13 protein-coding genes and 4 pseudogenes are annotated in these 13,075 nt (G+C 67.3%); 9 read left to right on the top strand and 8 right to left on the bottom strand.

Translation table 11 applies throughout. The features are described 5' to 3' along the window. The first annotated feature begins 152 nt into the window (after window positions 1–152). From ACGFSA_RS33695 to ACGFSA_RS33655, 9 genes and pseudogenes are all read left to right on the top strand, one after another. A complete protein-coding gene (locus tag ACGFSA_RS33695; RefSeq protein WP_393309834.1) occupies window positions 153–290 on the top strand; it encodes a hypothetical protein in 138 nt (45 codons plus the stop codon). Window positions 291–379: 89 nt separating this feature from the next. Further along, window positions 380–832 (top strand): hypothetical protein, encoded by a 453-nt coding sequence (locus ACGFSA_RS33690; protein WP_393309833.1) that lies wholly within the window; start codon window positions 380–382, stop codon window positions 830–832. 133 nt (window positions 833–965) lie between these two features. After that, window positions 966–1,670: a transposase gene (locus ACGFSA_RS33685; RefSeq protein ID WP_393309831.1), complete on the top strand. Its 705-nt coding sequence runs from the start codon at window positions 966–968 to the stop codon at window positions 1,668–1,670. 358 nt (window positions 1,671–2,028) lie between these two features. Beyond that, the gene (locus tag ACGFSA_RS33680) at window positions 2,029–3,789 is read left to right on the top strand and encodes a reverse transcriptase domain-containing protein (RefSeq protein WP_393309836.1); all 1,761 of its coding nucleotides are present in this window, start codon (window positions 2,029–2,031) and stop codon (window positions 3,787–3,789) included. Between the two features lie 165 nt (window positions 3,790–3,954). After that, on the top strand, window positions 3,955–4,551 hold the full coding sequence (locus ACGFSA_RS33675) for a hypothetical protein (protein ID WP_393309830.1): 597 nt from the start codon (window positions 3,955–3,957) through the stop codon (window positions 4,549–4,551). A gap of 79 nt (window positions 4,552–4,630) precedes the next feature. Then, window positions 4,631–4,804: a hypothetical protein gene (locus ACGFSA_RS33670; protein ID WP_393309837.1), complete on the top strand. Its 174-nt coding sequence runs from the start codon at window positions 4,631–4,633 to the stop codon at window positions 4,802–4,804. A gap of 298 nt (window positions 4,805–5,102) precedes the next feature. Further along, a pseudogene (locus ACGFSA_RS33665) lies at window positions 5,103–5,189 on the top strand (IS5/IS1182 family transposase); the annotation flags it as partial. Between the two features lie 171 nt (window positions 5,190–5,360). Beyond that, window positions 5,361–6,314 (top strand): IS481 family transposase, encoded by a 954-nt coding sequence (locus ACGFSA_RS33660; protein WP_393309829.1) that lies wholly within the window; start codon window positions 5,361–5,363, stop codon window positions 6,312–6,314. After that, window positions 6,313–6,680, top strand: a pseudogene (locus ACGFSA_RS33655) (DDE-type integrase/transposase/recombinase); the annotation flags it as partial. The gene ACGFSA_RS33660 and the pseudogene ACGFSA_RS33655, both read left to right, overlap by 2 nt. Window positions 6,681–6,905: 225 nt before the next feature. Here ACGFSA_RS33655 and ACGFSA_RS33650 read toward each other — a convergent pair. The 8 genes and pseudogenes from ACGFSA_RS33650 to ACGFSA_RS33615 all read right to left on the bottom strand — a co-directional run. Beyond that, window positions 6,906–7,844, bottom strand: coding sequence for an Ig-like domain-containing protein (locus tag ACGFSA_RS33650; protein ID WP_393309835.1), 939 nt, complete (start codon window positions 7,842–7,844; stop codon window positions 6,906–6,908). A 396-nt stretch (window positions 7,845–8,240) separates the two neighbouring features. After that, window positions 8,241–8,816 (bottom strand): hypothetical protein, encoded by a 576-nt coding sequence (locus ACGFSA_RS33645; RefSeq protein ID WP_393309828.1) that lies wholly within the window; start codon window positions 8,814–8,816, stop codon window positions 8,241–8,243. Between the two features lie 55 nt (window positions 8,817–8,871). Beyond that, window positions 8,872–9,306, bottom strand: a pseudogene (locus tag ACGFSA_RS33640) (transposase); the annotation flags it as partial. 259 nt (window positions 9,307–9,565) lie between these two features. Continuing rightward, window positions 9,566–9,850 (bottom strand): hypothetical protein, encoded by a 285-nt coding sequence (locus tag ACGFSA_RS33635; protein ID WP_393309827.1) that lies wholly within the window; start codon window positions 9,848–9,850, stop codon window positions 9,566–9,568. Between the two features lie 141 nt (window positions 9,851–9,991). Next, on the bottom strand, window positions 9,992–10,387 hold the full coding sequence (locus tag ACGFSA_RS33630) for a zf-HC2 domain-containing protein (protein WP_393309826.1): 396 nt from the start codon (window positions 10,385–10,387) through the stop codon (window positions 9,992–9,994). A 129-nt stretch (window positions 10,388–10,516) separates the two neighbouring features. Next, window positions 10,517–11,132: pseudogene (locus ACGFSA_RS33625) on the bottom strand (response regulator); the annotation flags it as partial. Window positions 11,133–11,661: 529 nt separating this feature from the next. Next, window positions 11,662–12,132: a GNAT family N-acetyltransferase gene (locus tag ACGFSA_RS33620; protein ID WP_393309825.1), complete on the bottom strand. Its 471-nt coding sequence runs from the start codon at window positions 12,130–12,132 to the stop codon at window positions 11,662–11,664. 226 nt (window positions 12,133–12,358) lie between these two features. Next, the coding region (locus ACGFSA_RS33615) for a DDE-type integrase/transposase/recombinase (RefSeq protein ID WP_393309823.1) at window positions 12,359–13,075 on the bottom strand (717 nt) is incomplete at its 5' end.

Below are 13,075 nucleotides of genomic sequence, written 5' to 3'. Positions count from 1 at the left end.
CACAGTCACCGTACGGGTGATGGCCGACAATGCCGGCGGCGAGACAGAATGAACAGGCAACGGAGCTCCTTGCGGTACAAGCTGTCTTGGACGACACGATGCCGAACCACCACCGACACAAACCCGCAGGTCATCAGTACCTGGGACTAGAGATGCTGGCGAGCCTTGACGGCGACCAGGCCCCGGCACTGCGCCTCTTCGACAGGGCAGCAGTCATCGCCTCCCTGCTCGACAGGCTCCCGCTGGCGTCTTACCGCCGCCGCGGCCGGTCGGCGAAACACCGCGGCTGAGCCTACTCCCCAAGGAACCCCGGCAAGCTCCCCCAACCGCCACCTACACCAGCCTTCCCAGCCCGTCCAACCCGGAGGTCAGCCAGCTCATGGACAGCACCAGCGCACCGCAGCAGCCCGTCCGCAGACCCAACGTCGCGCGCTTGCCAGAAGGGTGCTGGTTCCTGTGCTGGTTCCTGATAGGCGCGGCCATCGGCCTGGGCATCGTCAGCCTGCTCTCGATCGGCCCACTCGTCCTGGCCGTGGCAGCCGCGGGGGCGGTGGCACTCAGCATCCGAGAGGCGCCCCGCCGCGGCCTGCCGGGGGTGATAGCAGGGCCGAGCCTGCCCCTTCTGTACATCGCGTACCTCAACCGCGGAGGACCAGGACCCGTCTGCACGACGACCGCGACCGAGCAAGCCTGTATCGACGAATGGTCCCCCTGGCCCTGGGTGATCGCCGCGGTACTCCTCGCCGCCACCGGAACCGCTCTCTTCCTCCTGCAGACGCGGCGACGCCATCGCCAAGCCAGGGCCACGACCGGAGCCCCGAGGCGGAGCTGAGCCCGGATCCGTCGACCCTGGATATTCAGCGGAATTGGGCGACCTGACGGCTCGATAGCAGGAAGGTGCCGCTGACCTGCGAGGATGCGAGTGTCTAGGTCGTATCCGTTGCAGAAGTCAGGGCACCTTTCTGGTGGTTGAGCGTACAGGGTGGGACCGTCGGCTGTCCGTGGTGGCTGACGGGAAGAGACTGGTCGGGCATGCCGGGGCGGTGTTGCTGCGCCGGTGCGCGGACCGCACGGGGCTGACGGACGCGCTGGCCAGGGTGTTGCCGTCCAGCACGGCGGCCGGCTGGCGGGAACGCGCGGGTGTGCTGGTGCACCTGGCTGCCGCGATCACGCTCGGGGCGGCGAACCTGTCGGAGGCCGAGCAGCTCCAGCTTCATCACCGGCCGTTGTTCGGGCCGGCGGCCTCGGACTCCACCGCCCGCCGCATGCTGGCCGCGCTCGATGAGGCCGCCCTGGTGAAGATCGGACAGGTGCGGGCGAGGGTGCGCCGGCACGTGTGGGGCCGGCTGCATCTGCGGCCAGGCGGCTTCCCCTGGCTGACGGTGGCCGGCAAGCGGGTGACCGGCTGGATCGTCATCGACGTCGACGCCACCATCATCACAGCGGCGTCGAAGAAGGCCGGGGCAGCGGTCACCTTCAAAAAGACGTTCGGGTTTCAGTGCGCCATGAGGCGCTCTGGCGTATCCCCGGCTGAGCCGGGAGGGACTTGGAAGGAGGTTCCTGGGCCTGATGACTCACCCGATCCGGAAACGGTGACGGAACAAGAGCATGTCAGGAAACTGGCGGCCGTGCCGAGACGCTACGGACGGCGCGCCAGGTGGCCCGCGTGACACGGCGAAAGCTGGACTGCCTGAACCCCAATCCCCAGCGGGGGCAACGAAGACCCCACCGGCAAGGCGTCCGAAGCCGGTGTCGTCGTCTGCAGCGGCTTGATGGAATGGCCGCCGCACCTTCCGGACGGCGACGCGACGCTCAGTCAGAGCGTTCAAGGGGATGAGTGGGGCGCCTACATCACGCTGTTACGTACGTCGGAGACGAACATGGGATCGCCTACGGGACGCGAGTCCTAGGGCGACGGAGTGCCCGTAGTAGTCGCAGGGGTCACGGCCTGCCAAGGATGACGGTAACGCCGTCCGCAGGGCGAAGGGGCACAGGTGATCGGACATCCCGGTCTGGGAGGTATGCGAAATACAGAGCGCCGAAACGGTGCTGGGTGTCCTGCGTGAACGCGGCAGGCGCAACCTGCCGTGCGAGGAGCTGTATCGACAATTGTTCAACCCGCAGTTGTACCTGTTGGCCTATGGGCGTCTCTACTCCAATCAGGGGGCGATGACGCCCGGGGCGACTGGGGAGACCGTGGACGGCATGTCACTGGACAAGATCGGACGCGTCATCGACGCGCTGCGCCACAAGCGTTTCCGGTGGAGTCCGGCACGACGGGTCTACATCCCGAAGAAGAATGGCAAGCGCCGCCCGCTTGGCCTCCCTTCGTGGACGGACAAGCTGGTGGCGGAAGTCGTGCGTCTGCTGTTGGAGGCGTACTACGAGCCGACCTTCAGTGACGCCTCCCACGGTTTCCGGCCAGGCCGAGGCTGCCACACCGCACTTCGCAAGATCGCGGACACGTGGCAGGGCACGACCTGGTTCGTCGAGGGGGACATCGCCGACTGCTTCGGCAGCCTCGACCACGACGTCATGATGACGACGCTGGCGGCGAACATCCGCGACGGCCGGTTTCTCCGGCTGATCAGACACATGCTGCAAGCCGGGTACCTGGAAGACTGGATCTTCAACGCGACCCTCAGCGGTTCCCCGCAGGGTGGGGTCGCGTCCCCGATCATGTCGAACATCTACCTGGACCGGCTGGACACCTTCATCGAGAAGGTCCTTATCCCGGAATACACCCGAGGGCGCTCCCGGCGACCGAACCGGGAGTACCACAGGGTGTACTACGCGATGCGCAGAGCCCACGGACGAGGCGACCACGCCGAGTTCAGGAAACTGCGCCAGCGGTTGCGGTCCCTGCCCAGCTCGGATCCACAGGACCCGGGCTACCGCAGGCTCCGTTACATCCGCTACGCGGATGACACCCTGCTCGGGTTCATCGGACCCAAGGCCGAAGCCGAGGAGATCAAGGCACGGCTGGCCCAGTTCCTGCGAGACGATCTCAAGCTCGAACTGTCGCCCGATAAAACCCTGATCACCTACGCCCGCACCCGGGCGGCACGGTTCCTCGGCTATGAGATCACCGTCCAGCACAGCAGCACAAAGGTCACGAACGGGCGGAGGTCCGTCAACGGCGTGATCCGACTGCGCGTGCCGATTCCGGTGGTTAACGTCTACTGCTCCCGCTACCTCAAACGCGGCAAACCCGCGCACCGCTCCGACCTGTTCGCCGTCCCCGACCGGGACATCGTCAGGACCTACGGAGCCGAATACCGGGGCATCGTCCAATACTACCTGCTCGCCAGCGATGTCTTCCGCCTGTCCCTGCTCTGCTGGGTCATGGAGACCTCGCTGCTCAAGACGCTCGCCGGCAAGCACCGCTCGACCGTCTCGACCATGGCCCGCAAGTACAGGTCCAAGATCGACACCCCGGTCGGGCCCCGCGCGTGCCTGCAGGTCACCACTGAGCGTCCCGGCAGGAACCCGCTGGTCGCACGGTTCGGCGGTATTCCGCTGCAACGACAGAGAACCGCTCTGATCATCGACAAATCCACGACCCGATCGGTGGCCCGGCGCAGAGAACTGGTCTCCAGACTCCTCGCCGGGTACTGCGAGGTCTGTGGGGGTACGGACGGCATCGCCGTCCATCACGTCCGCAGCCTTACAGACCTGTCCGAACGCAGGCAGCCCCACCCGGCATGGGTGACGGTGATGCTCAGGAAACGGCGCAAAGCCCTCGTGGCCTGCCGGGACTGTCACACCTCCATCCATGCCGACGGCTGACGGAACCACGAAGATCACTGGAGAGCCGCCTGCGGTGAAACCCGCACGGGCGGTTCGGGCCGGGGGCCACCGGAAAAGGGTCCGCGCCTCGCGCGGACACCTCGCCTGTGGCCTACCGGTACTCCGCTGGCCGCGTGGTGCGCGAACACCACCGAGTCCCTGGCCATGCTCCTGCGACCGGGCAACGCCGGAGCGAACACGGTGGCCGACCACATCGCCATGCTCACCGACGCCCTCGCGCAGATCCCCGGCTCCTCGGCCGCGAAGATCCTCATCCGGGTGGACGGGGCCGGAGCCACCCACGGGCTGCTGGAACACCTCGAAGCGTTGAACACCACGCGGCGCACGGTCCGCTACACCGTCGGCTGGAAGATCACCGAAGACGACGAGCGGGCCATCGCGAAGCTGCCCGAGGCCGCCTGGGAGACCTCCCTGCACCAGGACGGCAGCCTCCAGGAGGGCTACAAGGAAGGAGAGCACCCGCACCACCTCCGGGTGCCGTGGAACCCCGGCGCAGCCGCAGCGACACGCGACGGTCCCACCCGCGACCATGCGACCGATCGCGGCGGCACCGAGGCTGGGGTAGGCGGATGCAGCAGCGAATCTGTTGAGCCGTTCGTGGGCACCTTGACCGCGGAGCGCTGGCCGGAGAATGCGTGGTGCTCGACGGGCCGGCAGGGTGGACGAGGCGTCCTCCATTCGGCCCGTAGTGGTTGCTGTAGCGCGGAGTTGGGGGTGGACTGTCAGTGCGCCTGGCGATAGTCGCGGGCGCCAAGAGGGGCGCCCCTGCCGAACGAGCGGGGCCAGCCCCCAGCGACCCACACGAGACTTGGAGATTCCCATGCCCTACCGCAAGGGACAGCACGTGGAGTACCGGGACCAGCAGGACGAGCTTCAGCGCGGCGAGATCCGGCACACCGAGGGCAGCGGGGCGCAGACTCGCTACGCCGTCCAGAACGAGGCGACCATGCGCGAAGACAAGATCAGCGAGAACCAGATCGAGCGGGAACTGTAGTAACAGCCCTGCCGACACAGCCGCCGTTGCACCGAACCACAGCGCAACGGCGGCTGCCGGATGTCCTGCGACAGCAAACGTCGAGCAGCGCCACTGTGTCCGTGCTCAGGTCCTCAGGCACAGCCGGCTCCCGGGTGGGTGTCGTGGCGGCGAGGCCGCGGCCTGTCGCAGGACGGAGAGCAGCGGCGGTAGCCGATACGTCGGGTCAGGCATAGTCGGCGTCGAGGTAATCGATGTCGGTGAATTCCACGAGCAGGTCGTTCGCGCGTCATCCGCCTTCCATGCCTTCCTGCAATCCCTCCGAGACTGCCGCCTCCAGGGCGATGGCGTGCACCATGCCATGCTCGGCATCGCCCGCCTGCACAACCTCACCCTCGCTGGGTGACACGGGAACAATCTGGTCAGCCGCCACGTCGTAGACCATTTACGGGACAGCTAGGTGTTCTGTCCATGGAGGTTGGTGACAGTGATCACGGTCGGGTGATCTTGAATGAGTGAGGGCCTTCCGGGTTCGGTGTGGATTGCGACATCGACATCGAACGAACAGAAGGCCCTCATGCCCCACCGTAATGCACCCTTGACCGAGACCGGCCGCCTGCGTCTGGCCCGCTGCGTCGTGGAAGACGGCCGGCCCCTTCGCCGGGCCGCCGAACGCTTCCAGGTCTCGCCCACGACGGCTCAGCGGTGGGCCGGCCGCTACCGCGAGCTGGGCGAGGCCGGCATGACCGACCGGTCCTCGCGCCCGCACCACAGCCCGCGCCGGACCCCGACCCGTACCGAGCGGCGGATCATCAAGGTCCGCGTCCTGCGCCGGTGGGGGCCGGCCCGCATCGCCTACCTCCTCGGGCTGAACCCCGCGACCGTCCACCGGGTCCTGACCCGCTACGGCCTGGCCCGCCTGACCCACCTGGACCGGGCCACCGGCCGCACGATCCGGCGCTACGAGCACGCCGCCCCCGGCGACCTGGTCCACGTCGACATCAAGAAACTCGGGAACATCCCCGACGGCGGCGGCCACAAGGTCCTCGGCCGGGCCGCCGGCCGCAAGAACCGCGCCGGCGTCGGCATGAGCTTCCTGCACAACGCCGTCGACGACCACTCCCGCCTGGCCTACAGCGAGATCCTCACCGACGAGAAGAAGGAGACCGCCGTCGGGTTCTGGCAGCGCGCCCACGACTTCTTCACCGCCGCCGGTATCACCGTCCAGCGGGTACTGACCGACAACGGCTCCTGCTACAAGTCGCATCTGTGGCGCAACGCCCTTGCCGAGCAAGGCATTTCACACAAACGCACCCGTCCCTACCGGCCACAGACGAACGGGAAGGTGGAGCGGTTCAACCGAACCCTGCTGGACGAGTGGGCCTATGCGAAGGCATACCGGACCGAGACCGAACGACGCGAGGCATACCCCGTCTGGCTGCACACCTACAATCACCACCGCGGACACACCGCGCTCAAGGGCCAACCACCCGCCAGCCGCGTCCCCAACCTCACGGGTCAGTACACCTAGGCGGTTCTTCCGCCGCCCGCTGAAGAACACGGGCGCGGTGCCCAGGGTGGTCGTCACGGACAAGCTCCGCTCCTATGGCGCCGCCCACCGCGAGGTCATGCCTCGGTCGAGCACCGCTCCCACAAGGGTCTCAACAATCGGGCGGAGAATTCCCACCAGCCCACCCGGCAGCGTGAACGGGCGGTGAAGGGCTTCCGGAGTGTGGGTGGAGCGCAGCGGTTCCTGTCCGCGTTCAGCGGCATCTCACCCTACTTCCGACCCCGACGTCACCTACTCACTGCCCCCGACTACCGAGCCGAAATGACCATCCGCTTCGTCATCTGGGAGATGATCATCGGCGCCGTCGGCCAGCCCGCGACGGCCTGATCCGGAGCAGACACTCGGGCCGGCCACGCCTTGCACATCGTCACGGACTCACACACCCAACAACGTGACAACGCCCAGTGCCCTGCTCGCTGGCCGCGACCAGCGGTTGGACGAGTGGGCGTGTGCCGGAGGGCCAGCCGTTTCGGGTCAGCCCGAAGGGCGAGTACGACGGTGGCCTCGCGGTCAACATCATTGGGTGCTGACCGGCGCCGCCACCGCAGCGTGTCACAGCGTCGCGGTCATCTCCTCCCCGTTGGCGCTGCCCGCGAGCCACTGGTCCCATCCCAGGTTGAAGTCGGCGTAGCCGTTGTCGGCCGGCGCCTTGGCACGGGGCGAGCCGGTGATGGTAACGGGGTCGCCCTGCTTCACCTGGCCGTAGAACCACTTGGCGTCCGACATGGACAGGTGGACGCAGCCGTGCGAGCCGCGGGCGCTGCCGCTTCCCGGATTCGGGTCGCCGGTCGAGTAGTGCACGTATGTGCCGGACTGAGTGAGGTGGACGTCCCAGGGCAGCGTCAGGTCGTAGTAGTTGGGGCTGCCCTTGTCGCAGCTGATACCGACGCTGCAGGAGGTCATGTGCACCTTCTCCTGCTTGTCGATGACGGCCATCGTGCCGTTCCACGTCGGATACTGGGCGCTGCCCGCATTGATCGACAGGGTGCGCACCACCTTGCCGTTCCGGGTCACCTTCATGGTGTGGCCGGTCACCGAGACATCCGCGCGCACGTCGTCACCGATCTTGAAGGTGTGCGTGTAGCTGTGCACGCCGTAGCGTCCGTTGCCGTTGCTGACGCCCTTCATGTCGGCGTCGATCTTCACCGTCGTACCGGAGGGCCAGTACGCCTTCGGCCGCCAGTCGGCGCGCTTGTCGCCGAACCAGTGCCAGGCGCCGGTCACCGGCTGCGAGGCGCTCACCTTCATGTGCTTCTCCACCGTGGCCCGCGCCCTGGCCGCCACCGGGTTCGTGAAGATCACCGAGATCGGCATGACCACACCGACCGTGGTTCCCGTCTGTGGCGTGATCGTCTCCAGCAGCATCGGCGGACCCGCGGGCTCCGTCGGTGACGGCGAGACACTCGCGCTCGGCTTGCCCGACGCCTTTGCGTCGTCCCCGCTCGCCTTGTCACTGCCGCCCCCACCGCAGGCACTCGCGCCCACCAGCATCACACCCGTGACGAGTGCGATCCCTATGCCGCCCTTGCGCCGTCCCACGACCTGCCCCGCTCTCTCGCTCCACAGCCCTGACGGGCCCGACTCACCGTCAGACGACAACGGCGTGGGCCGCAGTTGCGTGCGTCGCGTAAAGCGTTTCTCAAGACTCGTTGCGCACCGCCGGATCGGGGACGATGAGGGGCCGGCGTCACCGGCTGCTGCACCCCAGCCGAGACCTCCGTCGACTCCGACCACGAGGGTTATCCGGCCCCCGGCATCCATGGGCTCACGTTCTCATGGCGCTGTTGCAATGCCTTTGAAAACTGAGCAAGAGCAGCTGTCTCCGTGCAGTGGCCCGGAAGCCCAGCAGCCGGTGCTACCAGCTGCTGGGCTGCGCGGTTGAGGGGTTCAGGGAGTTTTCTCGGGTGGCAGGGCCAGGTCGAGGAACTCCGTGCGTGTCTTTTTGTCGAGGGTGCCGTCGAGAGACAGGGCCGTGCGGAGGGTTCGGGCGCTGACGTCACGTGGCGTGTTCCACCGCCGTTCAGCGTCTCCGACGATCTCTGCGATGGTCTGGTGGGCCTGCTCAGGATGATGCCGGACCAGCCAGTCGAGCATCCTGGCGATCGTTGGGGTGATCCCGTAGAAGCCTGGCCCGCTCTCGGTGTCCGCGTCCAGCTCACGGCCGGTGGCGAATTCATCCAGGAAAGCGTGCCGAATGGTGGCGGCCAGGTCGTGAGTGTCGACGATGCTGGTCGTGTCCGCGGCGACTGTCCAGGCGAGTTCGTCGGCGATTTCGTGGACGGCGGGCTCGCTGCGGTGCCGCAAGGCCCAGCGTTTGCGCCGGTCAGGGCGCTCCCACAGGACACGGAAAAAGATGCGGCCCAGGCGCTGGCGGAGTTCGGAGATCCCGACGGGCAGGTCGTCGTCATCGCCTGAGGAGAGCGTGGCCGCGGCGCCTTCTGGTGACCGGCGGGGCGTTGTCACGTTGGGGGTGTGTGGGTGTCTGACGGTGTGGTGGGGCCGGGTGCCGGCCCTGGGCTCAGGCCGCGGCAGGCCGGCCGGTGACGCCGGTGATCTGCTCCCAGATGGTGAAGCGGACGGTCATTTCGGCGCGGTGTCGGGTGCCCGTCATCAGGTGGCGGCGGGGCCGGAAGTGGGGTGAGATGCCGCTGAACGCAAACAGGAACCGCTGCGCGGCGCCCACGCCGCGGAAGCCTTTCATCGCCCGTTCGCGTTGCCGGGCGGGCTGATGACTGTTCTCGGCCCGGTTGTTCAGACCCTTGTGAGAACGGTGCTCGACGGAGGGCATGACCTTGCGGTGGGCCGCGCCGTAGGAGCGGAGCTTGTCCGTGACGATCACCCGCGGCACCCCGCCCGCCTTCGTCAGCAGCGTGCGGAAGAAGCGCCTGGCCGCAGCCGTGCCCCGGCGGCTCTGCACCAGGATGTCCAGCACGTTGCCGTCCTGGTCGACAGCGTTGCGCCTGCCGAAAGCCTCATCCGTGCAGGTCATGCGGCATGTTGGTACTCGTGAAGGATGCCGCCGAGCCGTTCACGTCTCCGTATGTCGAGGCGAGCGATCTGCTCCGGATCGCTGATCGGGACCGGCAACGGGTGCAGAGGGCGGGCGTTGTCGATGCCCTGATGGGGCGGATGAGGTTTTCGGCAGGGGCAAGGTCATTGGTCTGCAGGGCCTGCACCGAGGCCGTAGTAGCCGTGTGAGGACCCGTCATTTGTCAGTGGCAGCTGTCTACCTTGCCGCCACTCATCTCATACGCCGATAGGGGCATGGTGGGACGTGCCGAAGGTATCGAAAAAGCCGTGACGAACGTCGTCTGCTCCGGCTGGAGGCCCGCGAGGGCACTGTCGTGCCGACGACCGATACCGTGAAGCTCAGCAACGGGGCCGTCGAGATCGACGCGGTCTACCTCTACGCGGACCTGACCGACTTTCACCGGCCTGTCCCGGGATTTCACGAGCGCCATGGCGACGAAGGTGATCCACGCCTGCCTGGACGCCACGTGCCGGGTCATCCGGGATTATGGCCGGCGAGATCCGCAGCTTCGACGGTGACCGAGTCATGGCGATCTTCATGGGTTGCCGTCGGCCTGAGGGCCGGTTTGCTTCCGGCCCGGGCACGTCGTCACTTCCACGAGATCCGCTCACCCGAAGTACGTCGTGGTCTTGCTGACCCATTGGGACAGTGTGATCTGCGTGGGCAGGGCCGCCCGGTCCGGGCTGCGGCGACGGGGCGACGCGTGGCTGCATTCGGCCCGGGTGACCGCGCACATCCGCCGGTTTTGGCCTCTGCCGCAGGCCAGGGCGTCGCGGAGAAGGGACAGATGTGCCGCCACGGCTGCGAGGCAGTCATGCTCGTCCCGGCATGTGTCGCAGATTGCCAGGTGAGACCGCACCGCGCTCGCCTCATCGGGTGCGAGAGTCTTGAGCGCGTGTCCGGCCAGCAGTTCACAGAACCTGCGGCATTCCTCGACGGCTGCCTCGTCGCCGTACTCCGTGGTCAGGCAGTGGGCTCCGATCATGGCGAAACCTCCGTTCATGGTCTCACCATCTCCCAGGAACGGCCCCCCGCGCGTCGTCCCCGCGCAGCGATTTAGGGCTACCACGGCCGCAGTATCCACCGCGCCGGCCTACGGCCGGTGCGGAACACGGAACACCGTGCCGACGATTTATGCGGGCGCCTGCGGACGACCCGGTTCGGTCGCCGGACTGACCAGCCCGCACTCGTAGGCGATGACGACGAGCTGGGCACGGTCACGAGCCGCCAGCTTGGTCATGGCCCGGTTGACGTGGGTCTTGGCGGTCAACGGGCTGACGAACAGGCGATCGGCGATCTCTTCGTTGGACGGGCGCAGTGCGACCAGGCCCGTGACGTCGCGTTCTCGCGGCGTCAAGCATTCCAGCCACTCATGCGCGGATGCCTGGCACGGGTCCGGCTGGGCCAGAAACCGAGTGATCAACGCTCGCGTCGCCGCCGGGGACAGCAGCGCCTCGCCGCCCGCGACCGTGCGGACGGCATCGAGAAGCTCCTCGGGTCGCGCACCCTTGCCGAGAAAGCCACTCGCACCCGCACGCAGTGCCTCGGCGACATGCTCGTCATCCTCGAAGGTGGTCAGGATGAGCACCTTCACACCTGCGAGGTCCTCGGGACTCGCCGATGAGCCGCGTCGCCTCGAGGCCGTCCATCTCCGGCACGCGAATGTCCATCAGGACCACATCCGGGCGCTTGGCACCGGCCAGCTGAACTGCCTCGCGCCCATTGGACGCCTCGGCCACCATCTCCATCCCAGTGTCGTCTCTCGTCGTTCCTCCGGCCACCACGGGACGTGACCGATCGCATCAAGCGCCAGCGTCCCGCGATCAGGATCAGAAAGACCACGGCATACACGTTCATCCCGCCCGCGCCAGCGGTGGCGAAACTGCACGGACGCCGAGATCGAGTCGAACTTTCGACACGCACGGCACCAGCGTCGTCAGGTTCGCCATGCTCCGCGACGGCACCCTCTACGAATCACGACCCGCAACGGCCGCCTGACCTGGAACGAAGGGCCCGTCAGCGGGAGGACTCCGCGCACGCGGGGCATGCGGACCGCAACGTCCGGCGGATCTATCTAGTGCCGTGACCGGCAATGTTTGCCCCGTGAGGAGCGTCGTCCAGTGCGTGCGATCGCAAGGCGGCCGGAAGTCCTTGGATGGGGTCTCCCCTGCTCGAACGAAGCTGAGAGCTTGGGGAAGGAGCTACCAGGGCTTGTGGCCAACGCGGCGAGCGGGCGTGCTGGGCGGCGCGACGGGGCAAAGCTTGCCGGGAGGGGCACTAGCCCAACTCCAACTCCCCGACCTTGTCGTCCCCGCTCATCTCCCCCGTCGGCCGAAACCCGAGCCCCAAGTAGAAACCCTCGGGGCCGCCCTCGCCCGGGTGCCAGGTGGTGGTCAGTCGAGTGCCGCCGCGGCGGCGGATTTCAGCGGCCACGGACTCGACCGCGAAGCGGCCATAGCCGCGGCCCTGTTCGCCGGCCGCGATGTTGAGCCGCCACAGCCCCGAGCGGATGTCGGTGCCCGTGCCGTCGCCCGCGAAGTCGATGTCGAGGAAGGCCATGAGGAATCCGACGGGCCGGTCACCGTCGAAGATGATGCGGGGCCAAGCTATGTCCGGGTACACGTACGCCTCGGCGAGGGATTTCACGACCGGCGCGACCAAGTGCTCCTGGTCGGGGCGAACCTTCAGGCCGATCGCAGCGTCGACGTTGGCGGAAGTAACCGTTGCCAACCGGAGTGTAGTCGTCATGCGGAAACCGTAAGCCAGCGGCCAATCGGTTTTCCCGGCGCCTCACCCCTCCCGCAGACGGCCCCCGTCGGTCTTCTCTCTGTGCCACGCGGTGGCCCACGACGCACGACTTCAACCCGACCACGTGTTGCGACGCCCCCTAGAATCCGCCTTCACTCCCTCTCAGATATCAGCCGAGATGCCGATGACGGTGCGACTGGCGGGCAGGGGTCGGTTAGGTTCAGCGTCAGCCACCGTGGCAAGGCTCCGAGTGCTCGCCGAACAGTGGGTCAAATGCCTGCCCGTCGTCTGTGGTCACGACGTAGTCTGGTTCGGTTTTTGAGGCGGCTGCCTGCGGTCGGATGACGAGGTCGGTGACAGGCACGATACACAGCGACAGGGCTGTGGCCACGTGGGCAGCTTCCTTGTCGATATCCGGGTTGTACTTGTCACGGGACCGTTCGAGGTGTTGAGCGGAGATCTGCATGACCTCCACATCACCCCCGCCTGAGAACGTGAGGCATTCCTGCCACGCCAGCCCGATGATGATCTCCAGCGCGTCCGCTAGGTCATTGGCGAGCAGCCCGCCTTCCCCTTCGGAACTCGCGAACACTACTGGCCGGCGGCCGTCCTCCTCAGCACACAGGAAGTACGCCCCACCGGCGCCCTCCCCGGCGATTGGCTCCAGCGGCGCACCCGAGGCAAGCCTCAAGCCATCGCCATACTGCTTCCGCCCGATGTCGTCGGCGTGATGAATGAGCTGGCCGGGCTCGACCTCGCGGGACGCGAGTGCGTACTCGAGCGAGGACAGGGCCAGGTCGGCATCCGCGCGGGCGGACGTCTCCCAGGCCACCACCCGCCGCGAGAAGGCATCGCGGATCGCGGACAGCCACAGCGGTCCCTCGCCGGTCGGGATCATCGTCGGGTCGGTGACCCACAGCCGGTTCGGACCCTCGGCGGTGAA

The sequence above is a fragment of the Streptomyces sp. NPDC048496 genome (genome assembly GCF_043200055.1).
Lineage (GTDB): Bacteria > Actinomycetota > Actinomycetes > Streptomycetales > Streptomycetaceae > Streptomyces.
Note: the sequence above shows the minus strand (reverse complement) of the source record. Positions and strands in the feature narration are given on the sequence as shown.